This window comes from Photobacterium malacitanum (assembly GCF_900185615.1).
Classification (GTDB): domain Bacteria; phylum Pseudomonadota; class Gammaproteobacteria; order Enterobacterales; family Vibrionaceae; genus Photobacterium; species Photobacterium malacitanum.
Genome location: NZ_FYAK01000020.1, coordinates 1 through 15,076, shown reverse-complemented (window position 1 = coordinate 15,076; position 15,076 = coordinate 1). Strand labels below are relative to the sequence as shown.

Here is a 15,076-nt window from a genome sequence, read left to right as displayed (position 1 = left end):
TGCCTGGTGATAACATCTCTATGACTGTTACTCTAATCGCACCTATCGCGATGGACGAAGGTCTACGTTTTGCTATCCGTGAAGGTGGCCGTACAGTTGGTGCTGGTGTTGTTGCAACTATCGTTGCTTAATAACATTTAGTACTTACGTACAAAAAAGGGAGCTTAGGCTCCCTTTTTTTATATGAATAACTACATGGATAACGCCTTAAGCGGGTAGGGCAAGCAAATCATTACAATTGTAGATGTTTAAGCTATTGATAATAAAGAGTAACAATTTGAATGTTGCTTATTTATCGATCAAGGCTTGATTTCAAAAGTGTGATCTGTATAATGCTCGACACTGCCTGAGACGAAGTCTTGTAAGTGCTGTTGTGAACCAATAAGCGTTGAGGAGAAACTTACTACTGGCTTGCCAAGTATGTTTCATAATGTACACTCTGACTTATGTTCGCAGTCATTAAATTGGCTGACAATGCATCCGATAGGGATGCTACGTTCACATAAATCAATCGACATTCCTTCGTCTTTACGAACGTGAGTGGCGATATTGTTTGTGTAATTTTTATTTGGAGCTCTGTCTAATGCAGAACCAACGTATTCGTATCCGCCTAAAGGCGTTCGATCACCGTTTGATCGACCAGTCTACTGCGGAAATCGTTGAAACAGCTAAACGTACTGGCGCACAGGTTAAGGGTCCAATCCCTCTACCAACTCGCAAAGAACGTTTCACTGTTCTTATTTCTCCACACGTTAATAAGGACGCACGTGACCAGTACGAAATTCGTACACACAAGCGCCTTATCGACATCGTTGAGCCTACAGATAAAACTGTTGATGCTCTGATGCGTCTAGATCTAGCAGCTGGCGTTGACGTTCAGATCAGCCTAGGTTAAGGGGAGATAAGAGAATGATTGGTCTAATCGGTCGTAAAGTGGGCATGACCCGCATCTTTACCGAAGATGGCATTTCTATTCCAGTTACTGTTGTTGAAGTTGAAAACAACCGCGTTACTCAGGTTAAATCTGTAGAAACTGACGGTTACAACGCTATTCAAGTAACAGCTGGAACTAAGAAAGCTAGCCGCGTATCTAAGCCAGAAGCTGGTCACTTTGCGAAAGCAGGTGTAGAAGCTGGCCGCGGTCTTTGGGAATTCCGTCTAGAAAATAATGAAGAATTCGCAGTTGGCGCTGAGCTAAGTGTTGAAATCTTTAACGAAATTAAAAAAGTAGACGTTACTGGTACATCTAAAGGTAAGGGCTTCCAAGGTGCTATTAAGCGCTGGAACTTCCGTACTCAAGATATGACCCATGGTAACTCCTTGTCTCACCGCGCTCCGGGTTCAATTGGCCAATGTCAAACTCCAGGTCGTGTATTTAAAGGCAAGAAAATGGCTGGTCACATGGGTGCTGAGCGTGTAACGACTCAAAACCTAGAGATCGTACGTGTTGACGCTGAGCGCAATCTGCTTCTTATTAAAGGTGCAGTCCCTGGTGCTACAGGCGGTAACGTGATCGTTAAACCAGCTGTTAAAGCGTAACGTCGAGGAGTTAGTAATGGAATTGGTAGTCAAAGGCGCTAACGCGCTAACTGTCTCCGAAACTACTTTTGGGCGTGATTTCAATGAAGCGCTTGTACACCAAGTAGTTGTTGCGTTTGCAGCAGGTGCTCGTCAGGGTACACGTGCTCAGAAGACTCGTTCAGACGTTTCTGGTGGTGGCGCTAAGCCATGGCGCCAGAAGGGTACTGGTCGCGCTCGTGCAGGTACAATCCGCAGTCCGCTATGGCGTTCTGGTGGTGTTACTTTCGCTGCTCGTCCTCAGGATCACAGCCAAAAAGTAAACAAGAAAATGTACCGCGGTGCTATGAAGAGCATTCTTTCTGAGTTAGTTCGTCAAGAGCGTTTAATCGTTGTTGAAAACTTCACTCTAGAAGCACCAAAGACAAAAGCACTAGTTGCTAAGCTTAAAGAGCTTGAGCTAACTGATGCACTAATCGTAACTGGCGAACTAGATGAGAATCTATTCCTTGCAGCACGTAACCTATACAAAGTAGACGTACGTGATGCAGCGGCAATCGATCCAGTTAGCTTGATCGCTTTCGATAAAATTGTAATGACTGCAGCTGCAGTTAAAGCGATTGAGGAGATGCTAGCATGATCACTGAAGAGCGTATTTTAAAAGTTCTACGTGCTCCGCACATCTCTGAAAAAGCATCAATGGCTGCTGAAAACGCGAATACTATCGTGTTTAAAGTTGCTATGACTGCGACAAAGAGAGAGATCAAAGCAGCAGTTGAAAAACTGTTTGAGGTTGAAGTTAAGTCTGTAAATACTCTTATCACTAAGGGTAAGACCAAACGTCAAGGTATGCGCCAAGGCCGTCGTTCAGACGTGAAGAAAGCGTATGTTATCTTGAAAGAAGGTCAAGACATCGACTTCGCTGGTAGTGCAGAGTAAGGCTAGGAGCAAAGAAGAATGGCTATTGTAAAATGTAAGCCGACTTCCCCAGGTCGTCGCCACGTAGTAAAAGTGGTTAACTCTGACCTGCATAAGGGTAAGCCGTACGCACCACTACTAGAGAAAAACTCTAAGTCAGGTGGTCGTAACAATAACGGTCGTATCACAGTACGTCATATCGGTGGTGGTAACAAACAACACTACCGTCTAATTGACTTTAAACGTACTAAAGATGGCATCCCAGCGAAAGTTGAGCGTCTAGAATACGATCCAAACCGTAGCGCAAACATTGCTCTAGTTCTGTACGCAGACGGTGAGCGCCGCTACATTATCGCACCTAAAGGTATCCAAGCTGGTGATATGATCCAGTCTGGCGAAGATGCTGCTATCAAAGTTGGTAACACTTTACCAATGCGCAACATCCCAGTAGGTTCAACAGTACACTGTGTTGAACTTAAGCCTGGTAAAGGTGCACAGCTGGCTCGTTCAGCTGGTGCATACGCTCAGATCATTGCACGTGCAGGCACTTATGTGACTCTACGTCTACGTTCTGGTGAAATGCGTAAAGTTCTTGCTGACGGTCGTGCGACTCTAGGTGAAGTTGGTAACGCAGAACACATGCTACGTGAGCTAGGTAAAGCTGGTGCTTCACGCTGGCGCGGTGTTCGTCCAACTGTACGTGGTGTTGTAATGAACCCAGTGGATCACCCACACGGTGGTGGTGAAGGTCGTACATCAGGCGGTCGTCATCCAGTAACACCTTGGGGCGTTCCAACTAAGGGTTATAAGACTCGTAGCAACAAGCGCACCGACAAGTACATCGTACGTCGTCGTAATAAGTAATTATAAAGAGGATACGCCATGCCACGTTCTCTCAAGAAAGGTCCATTCATTGACCTACACTTGCTGAAGAAGGTAGAGAAAGCGTTGGAAAGCGGAGACAAAAAGCCTGTTAAGACTTGGTCCCGTCGCTCAATGATCATCCCTCAGATGATCGGTTTGACCATCGCTGTCCATAATGGTCGTCAGCACGTTCCTGTTTTCGTTTCTGAAGAAATGATCGGTCACAAGCTAGGCGAATTTGCACCAACACGTACTTACCGCGGTCATGCTGCGGATAAGAAAGCTAAAAAGCGCTAAGGAGTAGGTAATGGAAGCTATCGCTAAACATCGCTTTGCTCGCATCTCGCCGCAAAAAGCTCGTTTGGTTGCAGATCAACTGCGCGGTAAGCCAGTTGCTCAAGCTCTAGAAATTCTTAACTTCAGCAACAAAAAAGCTGCTGATTTAATCAAGAAAGTTCTAGAGTCAGCTATCGCTAACGCAGAACACAACGAAGGCGCAGACATTGATGATCTTAATGTTGCTAAAATCTTCGTTGACGAAGGTCCTACCATGAAGCGTATTATGCCTCGTGCTAAAGGCCGTGCCGATCGCATCTTGAAGCGTTCTAGCCACATCACTGTTGTTGTAGCAGACCGCTAAGAGACTAGGAGAGAAAGCAATGGGTCAGAAAGTACATCCTAATGGTATTCGTTTAGGCATCTGTAAGCCTTGGAATACCACTTGGTTTGCTAACAGCCAAGAATTCGCTGACAACCTAGACGGCGATTTCAAGGTACGCCAGTTCCTTACTAAGGAACTAGCAAAAGCATCTCTATCACGCATCGTTATCGAGCGTCCTGCTAAGAGCATCCGTGTGACTATTCACACTGCTCGTCCAGGCGTAGTAATCGGTAAGAAAGGTGAAGACGTAGAGAAACTACGTGCAGCAGTTGCGAAGATCGCGGGCGTTCCAGCTCAGATCAACATCGCTGAAGTACGTAAACCAGAACTAGATGGTCAACTAGTAGCAGACAGCATTTCGTCTCAACTAGAGCGTCGTGTTATGTTCCGTCGCGCGATGAAGCGTGCAGTTCAAAACGCTATGCGTCTTGGCGCTAAGGGTATCAAAGTTGAAGTAAGCGGCCGTCTAGGCGGTGCTGAAATCGCACGTACTGAGTGGTACCGTGAAGGCCGTGTGCCTCTACACACTCTTCGTGCTGACATTGATTACGCAACTTCTTCGGCTCACACCCAATACGGTGTTATCGGCGTTAAAGTTTGGATCTTCAAAGGTGAAGTTCTAGGCGGCATGCCGGTTGAAGAGCCAAAGGCTGACAAGCCTAAGAAGCAGCGCAAAAGCCGTAAATAAGGAGTTTATTGATGCTGCAACCTAAACGCACTAAATTCCGCAAGGCCTTTAAAGGTCGTAACCGCGGTTTAGCGAACGGTACTGATGTAAGCTTTGGTCAATTTGGTCTTAAAGCTGTTGGTCGTGGTCGACTAACTGCTCGTCAGATCGAAGCTGCACGTCGTGCTATGACTCGTCATGTAAAACGTCAGGGCCAAATCTGGATTCGTGTATTCCCAGACAAACCAATCACATCTAAGCCTCTTGAAGTTCGTCAAGGTAAAGGTAAGGGTAGTGTGGAGTACTGGGTTGCACAAATTCAACCAGGTAAAGTTCTATACGAAATGGGTGGTGTTCCTGAAGCACTAGCTCGTGAAGCATTTAATCTTGCTGCACGTAAGCTACCAATCAAGACAACATTCGTAATTAAGGCGGTGATGTGATGAATGCACTAGATCTACGCGCTAAAAGCGTTGAAGAGCTTAATGCAGAGCTTGTGAATTTGCTACGTGAACAGTTTAACTTGCGCATGCAAGCTGCGACTGGTCAACTACAGCAGACTCATAATCTTAAAACTGTACGTCGTGATATCGCACGTGTTAAAACTGTACTGACTGAGAAGGCTGGCGCATAATGAGCGATCAAATCCGTACTCAGCTTGGTCGTGTAGTTAGCAACAAAGGCGATAAGTCTCTTGTTGTTGCTATCGAGCGTAAAGTGAAGCACCCGATCTACGGTAAGTACATCACACGCACGACTAAGCTTCATGCACACGACGAAAACAACGAATGTGGCCTAGGCGACATGGTTGAAGTTCGTGAGTGCCGTCCAATGTCAAAGACTAAGTCTTGGACACTGGTACGCGTAGTTGAAAAAGCACGTATCTAATTACTGACTTTTCAGCTATTTAAGTAAGCGGCCCTGAAAAACTTAGGGCCGTTCATTTTTTTATCTACCCATCGGTCGAAAATGGTGTTATTATTCGCCGCCTTTGAAGAAAAGGCATATCGACTCGATTTGGGTCTAGATGTTTTAAATTAGCGGAGCACTAACATGATCCAAATGCAAAGTATGCTTGATGCTGCGGATAACTCCGGCGCACGTAGCGTAATGTGTATTAAGGTTCTGGGTGGTTCTCACCGTCGCTATGCACATATCGGTGACATCATCAAGATTACTGTAAAGGAAGCAATTCCACGCGGTAAAGTTAAGAAAGGTGATGTCCTGAAAGCGGTGGTTGTACGCACCCGTAAAGGCGTTCGTCGTCAAGATGGCTCTGTCATTCGCTTTGACCGTAATGCTTGCGTATTGTTGAACGACACTACTGAGCAACCTATCGGTACCCGTATCTTTGGCCCTGTGACTCGTGAACTTCGTAATACGAAATTCATGAAGATTGTATCACTAGCGCCAGAAGTACTTTAAGGAGCGACTATAATGGCAGCTAAAATCCGTCGTAACGACGAAGTTATCATTCTTGCTGGTAAAGACAAAGGCAAGACTGGTAAGGTAACTAAGGTTCTAGCAACCGGTAAAGTTATCGTTGAAGGTATTAACATGGTTAAGAAACACCAGAAGCCGGTTCCGGCAATGGGTGTTCAAGGCGGTATTGTTGAGCAGGAAGCTGCGATCGATGCGTCTAATGTTGCTATCGTTAACGGTCAAGGTAAAGCGGACCGTGTAGGCTTCCGATTTGAAGACGACAAAAAAGTTCGTTTCTTTAAATCGACTGGCGAAACTATCAAGTAAGTTTGGAGTAGTACTATGGCGAAACTGCATGATTACTACAAAGAGACTGTTGTAAAAGACCTTGCTGGCAAGTTCGAATACAAGAGTATCATGCAAGTCCCAAGGATCGAAAAGATCACACTTAACATGGGTGTGGGCGAAGCTATCAACGACAAGAAGCTGCTAGAAAACGCTGCTGCTGACATGACTGCAATTGCAGGTCAGAAGCCGCTAATCACAGTAGCACGTAAGTCAGTTGCAGGCTTTAAGATCCGTGAGGGCTACCCTATTGGCTGTAAAGTAACCTTACGTGGCGAGCGTATGTGGGACTTTTTCGAGCGTCTAATTTCAATTGCTGTACCTCGTATTCGAGATTTCCGTGGTTTAAACCCGAAATCATTCGATGGTCGTGGTAACTACAGCATGGGCGTTCGTGAGCAGATCATCTTCCCAGAAATCGATTTCGATAAAGTAGATCGTGTACGTGGTTTAGACATCACAATCACAACTTCTGCTAAATCTGATGAAGAAGCTCTAGCTCTACTGTCTGCTTTTAACTTCCCATTCCGTAAGTAAAAGTAAGGGTTACTAATGGCTAAAGAATCAATGAAGGCACGTGAAGCTAAACGTGCCAAGCTAGTAGCTAAGTTCGCTGAAAAGCGTGCTGCGCTAAAAGCTCTAATTAGCGACGTGAATGCGTCTGAAGAAGATCGCTGGAATGCAGTGCTTAAGCTTCAGTCACTACCACGTGATTCTGCGAAGTCTCGTCAGCGTAATCGCTGTAACCAGACTGGACGTCCACACGGCTACCTACGTAAGTTCGGTCTTAGCCGTATCAAGGTTCGTGAAGCTTGCATGAAAGGCGAGATTCCGGGTCTACGTAAAGCAAGCTGGTAATACCAGTAAGCAATTCAGAATCACGGAGTATTAACTTATGAGCATGCAAGATCCGATTTCGGATATGCTGACCCGTCTTCGTAACGGTCAGGCAGCGAAAAAAGTTGCTGTTAAAATGCCATCTTCTAAGCTTAAAGTTGCAATTGCAGCATTATTACAAGAAGAAGGTTTCGTGGCTGACTACACTGTAACAGGTGATGTTAAGCCAGAGCTAGAAGTTACTCTTAAGTACTTCGAAGCTAACCCAGTTATTGAGCAAATCCAACGTGTATCACGTCCTGGTCTACGCATCTACAAGAAAAAAGGTGCGCTACCATCAGTGATGGGTGGCCTTGGTATTGCTATCGTTTCCACTTCCAAGGGTCTTATGACCGACCGTGCTGCACGCAAAGCGGGTCTTGGCGGTGAGATTATCTGCTACGTAGCATAATAGGAGTAGAACATGTCTCGTGTTGCAAAAGCACCAGTAGTTTTCCCTGCCGGCGTAGAAGTTAAGCTTAACGGTCAGGAAATTACTGTTAAAGGTTCTAAAGGCGAACTAGTTCGCATGATGAACCCAGCAGTAGTTCTAACTTTGGAAGAGAACAAAGTTACTTTCGGTCCTCGTGAAGGGTTCGATAAAGCTTGGGCACAAGCAGGTACTGCTCGTGCACTAGTTAACAACATGGTTGTTGGTGTTACTGAAGGCTTCACTAAGAAGCTGACTCTTAAGGGTGTAGGTTACCGTGCTGCTATCAAAGGCAACTCTGTAGGCTTAACTCTAGGTTTCTCTCATCCAGTTGAGCACGAACTTCCAGCAGGTATCAAAGCTGAATGTCCATCACAAACTGAAATCGTACTTACAGGTACTGATAAGCAGTTAGTTGGTCAGGTAGCTGCTGATATTCGCGCTTACCGTAGCCCTGAGCCTTACAAAGGTAAAGGTGTTCGTTACGCCGACGAAGTTGTGCGTACTAAAGAAGCTAAGAAGAAGTAAGGTAACACTATGGATAAGAAAGCATCTCGTATCCGTCGTGCGACCCGAGCACGTCGTAAGATTGCTGAACTGGGCGCAACTCGCCTAGTTGTACACCGTACTCCACGTCACGTGTACGCTCAGGTAATCGCACCGAACGGCTCTGAGGTTATCGCAGCCGCTTCTACTTTAGAAAAAGCGATCCGTGAGCAAGTTAAGAGTACCGGAAACAAAGACGCTGCTGCAGTTGTAGGTAAAGCTATTGCTGAGCGCGCGATTGAAAAAGGCATCTCTAACGTTGCATTCGATCGTTCTGGTTTCCAATACCACGGCCGTATCGCTACACTAGCAGAAGCTGCTCGTGAAGCTGGTCTGAAATTCTAAGGTAGGCGGAAGATGGCTAACGAAAAGACACAATCAGATTTGAATGAAAAACTGATCGCTGTTAACCGTGTTTCAAAAACGGTTAAAGGTGGTCGTATTTTCAGCTTTACTGCACTAACAGTAGTTGGTGACGGTAACGGTCGCATCGGTTTTGGTTACGGTAAAGCACGTGAAGTGCCTGCTGCAATCCAGAAAGCGATGGAAAAAGCACGTCGTAACATGGTTACGATCGCAATCAACGAAGGTACTCTTCACCACGCTGTTAAAGGCCGTCACACTGGTTCTCAAGTGTACATGCAGCCTGCATCAGAAGGTACTGGTATCATCGCCGGTGGCGCAATGCGTGCAGTGCTAGAAGTTGCGGGTATCCGTAACGTACTAGCAAAAACATACGGTTCTACTAACCCAATCAACGTTGTTCGCGCAACCATTGCTGGTTTAAGTGGAATGAACTCTCCAGAAATGATCGCTGCTAAACGTGGTCTTTCTGTTAAAGAAATTCTGGAGTAATCGACATGGCTAAAACTATTAAAGTAACCCAAACAAAGAGCTCTATCGGTCGTTTACCGAAGCATAAAGCTACTTTGCGCGGCCTAGGCCTTCGTCGCATCAACCACACTGTTGAACTTGAAGATACTGCTTGCGTACGCGGCATGATCAACAAAGTTTACTACATGGTTAAAGTTGAGGAGTAATCAGTATGCGTTTGAATACTCTATCACCGGCTGCTGGTTCTAAGCCTTCTGCGAAGCGCGTAGGCCGTGGTATCGGTTCAGGTCTAGGTAAAACTTGTGGCCGTGGTGTTAAAGGTCAGAAATCACGTTCAGGTGGTTCTGTTCGCCCAGGTTTTGAAGGCGGTCAAATGCCTTTGAAACAGCGTCTACCAAAGTTCGGTTTTACGTCTCGTAAGAGCCTAGTAACAGCTGAAGTTCGTCTAGCAGAGCTAGCGAAAGTTGAAGGTGATGTTGTAAGCCTTGAAACACTAAAAGCTGCGAATGTTATCACTAAGGACATTAAGTTCGTGAAAGTTGTACTTTCTGGTGATATCGCTCGTTCAGTAACAGTGAAAGGCCTACGCGTTACTAAAGGCGCTTTAGCTGCTATCGAAGCTGCTGGCGGTAAAATCGAGGAATAATTAACTCGAGGATGAGGTACAGATGGCTAAACAACCAGGACAAGATTTTCGTAGTGGACAAGGTGGCCTAGCAGAGCTTAAGTCACGCCTTCTCTTTGTATTAGGTGCGATATTAATATTCCGAGCTGGATCCTTTGTGCCTATTCCTGGTATTGACGCTACTGTACTTGCCAGTCTGTTCGAGCAGCAAAAGGGTACCATCATTGAGATGTTTAACATGTTCTCTGGTGGTGCACTCTCGCGTGCTTCTATTTTAGCTCTGGGCATAATGCCGTATATTTCTGCGTCCATTATCGTCCAGCTGCTAACAGTAGTTCATCCAGCTTTGGCTGAGTTGAAGAAAGAAGGTGAAGCTGGCCGTCGTAAGATTAGTCAGTACACCCGATACGGTACGCTTGTATTGGCAACCTTCCAAGCAATTGGTATTGCAACGGGGTTACCAAGTATGATTCCAGGTCTGGTACATAATCCAGGTCCTAGTTTCTATTTTGTTGCCGTGGTTAGTTTGGTTACTGGTACCATGTTCTTAATGTGGTTAGGTGAGCAAGTTACCGAGCGTGGCATTGGTAACGGTATATCAGTGATTATTTTCACTGGTATCGTTGCTGGTTTGCCGCCAGCTATTGGACAGACCGTAGAGCAAGCGCGTCAAGGTGAATTGCACGTACTTCTTCTACTGTTAATTGCGGTTATATCTTTTGCTGTGATTTACTTTGTAGTGTTCATGGAACGTGGTCAACGTCGTATCGTCGTTAACTACGCCAAGCGTCAACAGGGCCGTCGTGTCTTTGCTGCGCAGAGCACACACTTGCCGTTGAAAATCAACATGGCCGGTGTAATCCCAGCAATTTTCGCATCGAGTATTATTCTGTTTCCAGGCACACTGGCTCAGTGGTTTGGACAAAGTGAAGGTCTTGGCTGGTTAAGTGATATTTCACTTGCTCTTAGTCCAGGACAGCCACTTTATGTAATGCTCTACGCTGCTGCAATTATATTCTTCTGTTTCTTCTATACCGCGTTGGTGTTTAACCCTCGCGAGACAGCTGATAACTTGAAGAAGTCTGGAGCATTCATACCTGGTATCCGCCCGGGTGAACAGACCGCAATGTACATTGATAAAGTAATGACTCGACTAACCCTTGCGGGTGCGTTGTATATCACCTTTATCTGTCTGATCCCCGAGTTCATGATGATTGCATGGAACGTACGCTTCTATTTTGGTGGTACTTCCTTACTAATCGTAGTTGTTGTTATCATGGATTTCATGGCTCAAGTTCAGACACATTTGATGTCTCAACAATATGAGTCAGTATTGAAAAAAGCTAACCTAAAAGGCTACGGTCGCTAAGTTTAGTTTTCCATATTTACGGAGTTTAGCAATGAAAGTTCGTGCTTCCGTTAAGAAAATCTGCCGTAACTGTAAAGTTATCAAGCGCAACGGTGTTGTGCGTGTAATTTGCAGTGAGCCAAAGCATAAACAACGCCAAGGCTAATTAGCAGAAATATTTCTTGCAAATTGAAGATAGGTTGGCTAAATTAGTCAACCATCTTTTGTTATGTGCAAAAGAATTGTACCACCGCTGCGTATCCTGAACGGGCTCTGCAGCGGTTATTCTTGTAAAGTACTAGGAGTGAATAGTGGCCCGTATTGCAGGCATTAACATTCCTGATCAGAAACACGCTGTAATTGCATTAACTGCGATTTACGGCATTGGTAAAACACGTTCTCAAGCTATTTTAGCTGAGACGGGTATTGCTGAAGATGTTAAGATCAGTGAACTAACTGAAGAACAGATCGATCTACTGCGTGATGGTGTAGCTAAGTACACTGTAGAAGGTGATCTTCGTCGTGAAATTTCCATGAACATCAAGCGCCTTATGGACCTTGGTTGTTACCGTGGTCTTCGTCACCGTCGCAGTCTACCTCTACGTGGACAGCGTACTAAAACCAACGCACGTACCCGTAAGGGTCCGCGCAAGCCGATCAAAAAATAGTCGGATAAGGTAGAGTACAATGGCAAAACAACCAACTCGCGCTCGTAAGCGCGTACGCAAGCAAGTAGCCGATGGCGTTGCGCACATCCATGCTTCTTTCAATAACACAATCGTAACCATTACTGATCGTCAAGGTAATGCTCTTTCATGGGCAACTGCTGGCGGTTCAGGTTTCCGTGGTTCTCGTAAATCTACTCCGTTCGCTGCACAGGTTGCTGCTGAGCGTTGTGGTGAAATGGCCAAAGAATATGGCGTTAAGAACCTAGAAGTTATGGTTAAGGGCCCAGGTCCTGGTCGTGAGTCAACAATCCGTGCTCTAAACGCAGCGGGTTTCCGTATCACTAACATTGTTGATGCGACTCCGATCCCTCATAACGGTTGTCGTCCACCTAAGAAACGTCGCGTATAACGTTTCGTTTCTAGGAATTTGGAGAAAGAAAAATGGCAAGATATTTGGGTCCTAAGCTAAAGCTTAGCCGTCGCGAAGGCACTGACTTATTCCTTAAGTCTGGTGTACGTGCGATTGATACCAAGTGTAAGATTGATAACGCTCCGGGCCAACATGGTGCTCGTCGCGGTCGTCTATCTGATTACGGCGTTCAGCTTCGTGAGAAGCAGAAAGTTCGTCGTACATATGGCGTACTAGAAAAACAATTCCGTAACTACTACAAGACAGCTGCCCGCATCAAGGGTAACACAGGTGAAAACCTGCTTCAGCTTCTTGAAGGTCGTTTAGATAACGTAGTTTACCGCATGGGCTTTGGTGCAACTCGCGCTGAATCTCGTCAATTGGTAAGCCACAAAGCGATTCTAGTTAACGGTCAAGTCGTAAACGTTCCTTCTTTCAAGGTAGCGGCAAACGACGTTGTTAGCATTCGTGAGAAAGCTAAGAACCAAGCACGCATTAAAGCAGCTCTTGAAGTTGCTACACAGCGTGAACTACCGACTTGGGTCGAAGTAGACAGCAGCAAGATGGAAGGTACGTTTAAGCGTCTTCCAGAACGTTCTGATTTGTCTGCCGACATCAACGAACACCTGATCGTCGAGCTTTACTCTAAGTAAAGCTACAGTTAAGAGAGGACACAATGCAGGGTTCTGTAACAGAATTTCTTAAGCCGCGTCTAGTTGACATCGAACAAGTTAGCTCTACGCACGCAAAAGTAACTCTAGAGCCATTGGAGCGTGGTTTCGGCCACACTCTAGGAAACGCTCTTCGTCGTATTTTGCTATCTTCAATGCCAGGTTGTGCTGTAACTGAAGTAGAGATCGACGGTGTGTTACATGAGTACAGCACCAAAGAAGGCGTTCAGGAGGATATCCTTGAAATTCTTCTTAACCTTAAAGGTCTAGCCGTTAAGGTTGAGGGTAAAGATGAAGTTATTCTTACTCTGAACAAATCTGGTGCAGGCCCTGTTGTTGCAGGTGACATCACCCATGATGGTGATGTTGAGATTGCGAACCCAGAACACGTAATCTGCCATTTAACTGATGATAATGCTGAATTAAGCATGCGCATCAAGGTAGAACGTGGTCGCGGCTACGTACCAGCATCAGCTCGTATTCACACTGAAGAAGATGAGCGTCCAATTGGTCGTTTGTTAGTAGATGCTACTTACAGCCCAGTGGACCGTATCGCTTACGCGGTAGAGGCAGCACGTGTAGAACAACGTACTGACCTAGACAAGCTAGTAATCGATATGGAGACTAATGGTACTCTTGATCCTGAGGAAGCTATCCGTCGTGCAGCAACAATTCTTGCTGAACAATTGGATGCATTTGTAGATCTTCGCGATGTACGAGTTCCTGAAGAAAAAGAAGAGAAGCCGGAGTTCGATCCGATCCTACTGCGTCCTGTAGACGATCTTGAACTAACTGTTCGCTCTGCTAACTGTCTGAAAGCAGAAGCGATCCATTACATCGGTGATCTTGTTCAGCGTACTGAGGTTGAGCTTCTTAAAACGCCAAACCTTGGTAAGAAGTCTTTGACAGAAATCAAAGATGTATTAGCTTCTCGTGGTCTATCTCTAGGTATGCGCCTAGAAAATTGGCCACCTGCATCAATCGCTGAAGATTAACAGTTTACTGATATCTAGTTAGAAGGATTAGGTCATGCGCCATCGTAAGAGTGGTCGTCAACTCAACCGCAACAGCAGTCATCGTAAAGCGATGTTCAGCAACATGGCTAGCTCTCTGGTACGTCACGAATTAATTAAGACTACCTTGCCTAAAGCAAAAGAGCTACGTCGCGTAATTGAGCCTTTGATTACCCTAGCTAAGACCGACAGTGTTGCTAACCGTCGTCTTGCATTCGCTCGTACTCGTGATAACGAAGTTGTTGCGAAATTATTTAATGAACTAGGTCCACGCTTTGCAGCGCGTCCTGGTGGTTACACTCGTATCATGAAGTGCGGTTTCCGTACTGGTGATAAAGCTCCTATGGCTTACATCGAGTTATTAGACCGTCCTGCAAAGGAAGAAGCTGCTGCTGAATAAGCACTAGCCATTAAATAAGAAGAAAGCCGAGTCTTTGGACTCGGCTTTTTTTTTGATATTTTATTGTAATTAATTCCAAACTATCATTTTCTACTTCTACTTCTACTTCTACTTCTACTTCTACTTCTACTTCTACTTCTACTTCTACTTCTACTTCTACTTCTACTCTTATTCGAGCTATTTATCATATTGCCTGCATAGTGAGTGATGAGAAATAGCAATTATTTTAATTTTGCATTTTTTAGTTGTTGTATGTAGGAATAATTACTATTGATCTCTATTTTTGGAAGTAGAGTAGATATTAATAACGATATATTGTTGTTTCAGGACAGCCTCAAAAATTTAATTTAGGATGATTGTGGTCATAAAAGTAACAGGTATTTATAATTTGATTTAAATTCAAGCAAACGATTTTTTTTATTAAAAATATGCTTGTCAGCAGATAAAATCTCCCTATAATGCGACCTCACTGACACGGACAACGGCGCAAGCGGTTCCCGAAGTCAGTATTGTTCTTTAACAATTTGACCATGCAATCTGTGTGGGCACTCGTTGAATGGTTAAGTCGAAAGATTTATCAATGAACTGAGTGACCTAGAGCTAGAAATAGTTCGATTGCTTTTTTGTTTTACTTTTTTATAAAAAGTAAAAATAAGAAAGCGGCACAGTCAATTCATTACCATTCTGTTGGAATGGTAATAGCTTTAAAATTACACTCTTTATTTATGAAGAGTTAGTTTTGAAGTCAGTATTCATTGAGCCGTTTCGAAAGAAACAACAAAACTTTAATTGAAGAGTTTGATCATGGCTCAGATTGAACGCTGGCGGCAGGCCTAACACATGCAAGTCGAGCGGTAACAG

The 15,076-nt window shown here is 44.9% G+C and carries 29 protein-coding genes and 1 rRNA gene; all 30 read left to right on the top strand.

Translation table 11 applies throughout. The features are described 5' to 3' along the window. On the top strand, positions 1–131 hold a 131-nt coding region (locus PMAL9190_RS19460), incomplete at its 5' end, for an EF-Tu C-terminal domain-related protein (RefSeq protein WP_082955749.1). 452 nt (positions 132–583) lie between these two features. Next, positions 584–895, top strand: coding sequence for a 30S ribosomal protein S10 (rpsJ, locus tag PMAL9190_RS19455; protein ID WP_002541412.1), 312 nt, complete (start codon positions 584–586; stop codon positions 893–895). A 14-nt stretch (positions 896–909) separates the two neighbouring features. Beyond that, positions 910–1,539 carry a 50S ribosomal protein L3 gene (gene rplC, locus PMAL9190_RS19450; protein ID WP_036789584.1) on the top strand — a complete coding sequence of 210 codons (630 nt, stop codon included), beginning with the start codon at positions 910–912 and terminating at the stop codon, positions 1,537–1,539. 16 nt (positions 1,540–1,555) lie between these two features. After that, a complete protein-coding gene (gene rplD / locus PMAL9190_RS19445; RefSeq protein ID WP_036789587.1) occupies positions 1,556–2,158 on the top strand; it encodes a 50S ribosomal protein L4 in 603 nt (200 codons plus the stop codon). Continuing rightward, positions 2,155–2,457 carry a 50S ribosomal protein L23 gene (gene rplW, locus PMAL9190_RS19440; RefSeq protein ID WP_087846922.1) on the top strand — a complete coding sequence of 101 codons (303 nt, stop codon included), beginning with the start codon at positions 2,155–2,157 and terminating at the stop codon, positions 2,455–2,457. Before rplD ends, rplW begins: the two co-directional genes overlap by 4 nt. A gap of 18 nt (positions 2,458–2,475) precedes the next feature. After that, complete coding sequence (gene rplB, locus PMAL9190_RS19435) at positions 2,476–3,300, top strand: 50S ribosomal protein L2 (protein WP_036789591.1); 825 nt, start codon at positions 2,476–2,478, stop codon at positions 3,298–3,300. A gap of 18 nt (positions 3,301–3,318) precedes the next feature. Beyond that, positions 3,319–3,597, top strand: coding sequence for a 30S ribosomal protein S19 (gene rpsS / locus PMAL9190_RS19430; protein ID WP_005302795.1), 279 nt, complete (start codon positions 3,319–3,321; stop codon positions 3,595–3,597). A 10-nt stretch (positions 3,598–3,607) separates the two neighbouring features. Then, positions 3,608–3,940 (top strand): 50S ribosomal protein L22, encoded by a 333-nt coding sequence (gene rplV / locus PMAL9190_RS19425; protein ID WP_005302797.1) that lies wholly within the window; start codon positions 3,608–3,610, stop codon positions 3,938–3,940. 19 nt (positions 3,941–3,959) lie between these two features. Further along, entirely contained in the window at positions 3,960–4,649 is a 690-nt protein-coding gene (rpsC, locus tag PMAL9190_RS19420; RefSeq protein WP_036789594.1) for a 30S ribosomal protein S3, read from the top strand. A gap of 11 nt (positions 4,650–4,660) precedes the next feature. After that, on the top strand, positions 4,661–5,071 hold the full coding sequence (gene rplP / locus PMAL9190_RS19415; RefSeq protein WP_036789596.1) for a 50S ribosomal protein L16: 411 nt from the start codon (positions 4,661–4,663) through the stop codon (positions 5,069–5,071). After that, positions 5,071–5,262: a 50S ribosomal protein L29 gene (rpmC, locus tag PMAL9190_RS19410; protein WP_036789604.1), complete on the top strand. Its 192-nt coding sequence runs from the start codon at positions 5,071–5,073 to the stop codon at positions 5,260–5,262. Before rplP ends, rpmC begins: the two co-directional genes overlap by 1 nt. Next, positions 5,262–5,516, top strand: a complete 255-nt coding sequence (rpsQ, locus tag PMAL9190_RS19405) for a 30S ribosomal protein S17 (RefSeq protein WP_087846920.1) — start codon at positions 5,262–5,264, stop codon at positions 5,514–5,516. The genes rpmC and rpsQ overlap by 1 nt, the downstream gene beginning before the upstream one ends. Before the next feature lie 165 nt (positions 5,517–5,681). Beyond that, positions 5,682–6,053, top strand: a complete 372-nt coding sequence (rplN, locus tag PMAL9190_RS19400; protein WP_036789609.1) for a 50S ribosomal protein L14 — start codon at positions 5,682–5,684, stop codon at positions 6,051–6,053. Positions 6,054–6,065: 12 nt separating this feature from the next. Beyond that, complete coding sequence (gene rplX / locus PMAL9190_RS19395) at positions 6,066–6,377, top strand: 50S ribosomal protein L24 (RefSeq protein WP_036789611.1); 312 nt, start codon at positions 6,066–6,068, stop codon at positions 6,375–6,377. 15 nt (positions 6,378–6,392) lie between these two features. Next, positions 6,393–6,932, top strand: a complete 540-nt coding sequence (rplE, locus tag PMAL9190_RS19390; RefSeq protein ID WP_036789621.1) for a 50S ribosomal protein L5 — start codon at positions 6,393–6,395, stop codon at positions 6,930–6,932. 15 nt (positions 6,933–6,947) lie between these two features. After that, a complete protein-coding gene (gene rpsN / locus PMAL9190_RS19385) occupies positions 6,948–7,253 on the top strand; it encodes a 30S ribosomal protein S14 (RefSeq protein WP_005370985.1) in 306 nt (101 codons plus the stop codon). Between the two features lie 37 nt (positions 7,254–7,290). Beyond that, positions 7,291–7,683, top strand: a complete 393-nt coding sequence (rpsH, locus tag PMAL9190_RS19380) for a 30S ribosomal protein S8 (RefSeq protein ID WP_087846918.1) — start codon at positions 7,291–7,293, stop codon at positions 7,681–7,683. 12 nt (positions 7,684–7,695) lie between these two features. Next, a complete protein-coding gene (gene rplF, locus PMAL9190_RS19375; protein ID WP_087846916.1) occupies positions 7,696–8,229 on the top strand; it encodes a 50S ribosomal protein L6 in 534 nt (177 codons plus the stop codon). A gap of 9 nt (positions 8,230–8,238) precedes the next feature. Then, positions 8,239–8,592, top strand: a complete 354-nt coding sequence (rplR, locus tag PMAL9190_RS19370; protein WP_087846914.1) for a 50S ribosomal protein L18 — start codon at positions 8,239–8,241, stop codon at positions 8,590–8,592. Between the two features lie 12 nt (positions 8,593–8,604). Continuing rightward, positions 8,605–9,102: a 30S ribosomal protein S5 gene (gene rpsE, locus PMAL9190_RS19365; protein WP_061000881.1), complete on the top strand. Its 498-nt coding sequence runs from the start codon at positions 8,605–8,607 to the stop codon at positions 9,100–9,102. A gap of 5 nt (positions 9,103–9,107) precedes the next feature. Further along, positions 9,108–9,287, top strand: a complete 180-nt coding sequence (gene rpmD / locus PMAL9190_RS19360; RefSeq protein WP_005302823.1) for a 50S ribosomal protein L30 — start codon at positions 9,108–9,110, stop codon at positions 9,285–9,287. A gap of 5 nt (positions 9,288–9,292) precedes the next feature. Beyond that, positions 9,293–9,727: a 50S ribosomal protein L15 gene (rplO, locus tag PMAL9190_RS19355; protein ID WP_036789641.1), complete on the top strand. Its 435-nt coding sequence runs from the start codon at positions 9,293–9,295 to the stop codon at positions 9,725–9,727. A 22-nt stretch (positions 9,728–9,749) separates the two neighbouring features. Continuing rightward, complete coding sequence (gene secY / locus PMAL9190_RS19350) at positions 9,750–11,075, top strand: preprotein translocase subunit SecY (protein WP_061000879.1); 1,326 nt, start codon at positions 9,750–9,752, stop codon at positions 11,073–11,075. Between the two features lie 31 nt (positions 11,076–11,106). Further along, entirely contained in the window at positions 11,107–11,220 is a 114-nt protein-coding gene (gene rpmJ, locus PMAL9190_RS19345; RefSeq protein WP_000868186.1) for a 50S ribosomal protein L36, read from the top strand. A 145-nt stretch (positions 11,221–11,365) separates the two neighbouring features. Further along, positions 11,366–11,722, top strand: a complete 357-nt coding sequence (rpsM, locus tag PMAL9190_RS19340) for a 30S ribosomal protein S13 (RefSeq protein ID WP_005370966.1) — start codon at positions 11,366–11,368, stop codon at positions 11,720–11,722. Positions 11,723–11,741: 19 nt separating this feature from the next. Next, complete coding sequence (rpsK, locus tag PMAL9190_RS19335) at positions 11,742–12,131, top strand: 30S ribosomal protein S11 (protein ID WP_005370963.1); 390 nt, start codon at positions 11,742–11,744, stop codon at positions 12,129–12,131. Between the two features lie 32 nt (positions 12,132–12,163). Beyond that, positions 12,164–12,784: a 30S ribosomal protein S4 gene (rpsD, locus tag PMAL9190_RS19330; RefSeq protein ID WP_061000877.1), complete on the top strand. Its 621-nt coding sequence runs from the start codon at positions 12,164–12,166 to the stop codon at positions 12,782–12,784. 23 nt (positions 12,785–12,807) lie between these two features. Then, a complete protein-coding gene (locus tag PMAL9190_RS19325; protein WP_036789646.1) occupies positions 12,808–13,797 on the top strand; it encodes a DNA-directed RNA polymerase subunit alpha in 990 nt (329 codons plus the stop codon). A 34-nt stretch (positions 13,798–13,831) separates the two neighbouring features. After that, on the top strand, positions 13,832–14,215 hold the full coding sequence (gene rplQ, locus PMAL9190_RS19320) for a 50S ribosomal protein L17 (RefSeq protein ID WP_005370955.1): 384 nt from the start codon (positions 13,832–13,834) through the stop codon (positions 14,213–14,215). 786 nt (positions 14,216–15,001) lie between these two features. Beyond that, positions 15,002–15,076, top strand: a 16S ribosomal RNA gene (locus PMAL9190_RS19315); the annotation flags it as partial.

Bases quoted from the DNA above. Each gene is read 5' to 3' on its own strand.
- rpsJ (WP_002541412.1), top strand. From the start codon at position 584: ATGCAGAACCAACGTATTCGTATCCGCCTAAAGGCGTTCGATCACCGT.
- rplC (WP_036789584.1), top strand. From the start codon at position 910: ATGATTGGTCTAATCGGTCGTAAAGTGGGCATGACCCGCATCTTTACC.
- rplD (WP_036789587.1), top strand. From the start codon at position 1,556: ATGGAATTGGTAGTCAAAGGCGCTAACGCGCTAACTGTCTCCGAAACT.
- rplW (WP_087846922.1), top strand. From the start codon at position 2,155: ATGATCACTGAAGAGCGTATTTTAAAAGTTCTACGTGCTCCGCACATC.
- rplB (WP_036789591.1), top strand. From the start codon at position 2,476: ATGGCTATTGTAAAATGTAAGCCGACTTCCCCAGGTCGTCGCCACGTA.
- rpsS (WP_005302795.1), top strand. From the start codon at position 3,319: ATGCCACGTTCTCTCAAGAAAGGTCCATTCATTGACCTACACTTGCTG.
- rplV (WP_005302797.1), top strand. From the start codon at position 3,608: ATGGAAGCTATCGCTAAACATCGCTTTGCTCGCATCTCGCCGCAAAAA.
- rpsC (WP_036789594.1), top strand. From the start codon at position 3,960: ATGGGTCAGAAAGTACATCCTAATGGTATTCGTTTAGGCATCTGTAAG.
- rplP (WP_036789596.1), top strand. From the start codon at position 4,661: ATGCTGCAACCTAAACGCACTAAATTCCGCAAGGCCTTTAAAGGTCGT.
- rpmC (WP_036789604.1), top strand. From the start codon at position 5,071: ATGAATGCACTAGATCTACGCGCTAAAAGCGTTGAAGAGCTTAATGCA.
- rpsQ (WP_087846920.1), top strand. From the start codon at position 5,262: ATGAGCGATCAAATCCGTACTCAGCTTGGTCGTGTAGTTAGCAACAAA.
- rplN (WP_036789609.1), top strand. From the start codon at position 5,682: ATGATCCAAATGCAAAGTATGCTTGATGCTGCGGATAACTCCGGCGCA.
- rplX (WP_036789611.1), top strand. From the start codon at position 6,066: ATGGCAGCTAAAATCCGTCGTAACGACGAAGTTATCATTCTTGCTGGT.
- rplE (WP_036789621.1), top strand. From the start codon at position 6,393: ATGGCGAAACTGCATGATTACTACAAAGAGACTGTTGTAAAAGACCTT.
- rpsN (WP_005370985.1), top strand. From the start codon at position 6,948: ATGGCTAAAGAATCAATGAAGGCACGTGAAGCTAAACGTGCCAAGCTA.
- rpsH (WP_087846918.1), top strand. From the start codon at position 7,291: ATGAGCATGCAAGATCCGATTTCGGATATGCTGACCCGTCTTCGTAAC.
- rplF (WP_087846916.1), top strand. From the start codon at position 7,696: ATGTCTCGTGTTGCAAAAGCACCAGTAGTTTTCCCTGCCGGCGTAGAA.
- rplR (WP_087846914.1), top strand. From the start codon at position 8,239: ATGGATAAGAAAGCATCTCGTATCCGTCGTGCGACCCGAGCACGTCGT.
- rpsE (WP_061000881.1), top strand. From the start codon at position 8,605: ATGGCTAACGAAAAGACACAATCAGATTTGAATGAAAAACTGATCGCT.
- rpmD (WP_005302823.1), top strand. From the start codon at position 9,108: ATGGCTAAAACTATTAAAGTAACCCAAACAAAGAGCTCTATCGGTCGT.
- rplO (WP_036789641.1), top strand. From the start codon at position 9,293: ATGCGTTTGAATACTCTATCACCGGCTGCTGGTTCTAAGCCTTCTGCG.
- secY (WP_061000879.1), top strand. From the start codon at position 9,750: ATGGCTAAACAACCAGGACAAGATTTTCGTAGTGGACAAGGTGGCCTA.
- rpmJ (WP_000868186.1), top strand. From the start codon at position 11,107: ATGAAAGTTCGTGCTTCCGTTAAGAAAATCTGCCGTAACTGTAAAGTT.
- rpsK (WP_005370963.1), top strand. From the start codon at position 11,742: ATGGCAAAACAACCAACTCGCGCTCGTAAGCGCGTACGCAAGCAAGTA.
- rpsD (WP_061000877.1), top strand. From the start codon at position 12,164: ATGGCAAGATATTTGGGTCCTAAGCTAAAGCTTAGCCGTCGCGAAGGC.
- PMAL9190_RS19325 (WP_036789646.1), top strand. From the start codon at position 12,808: ATGCAGGGTTCTGTAACAGAATTTCTTAAGCCGCGTCTAGTTGACATC.
- rplQ (WP_005370955.1), top strand. From the start codon at position 13,832: ATGCGCCATCGTAAGAGTGGTCGTCAACTCAACCGCAACAGCAGTCAT.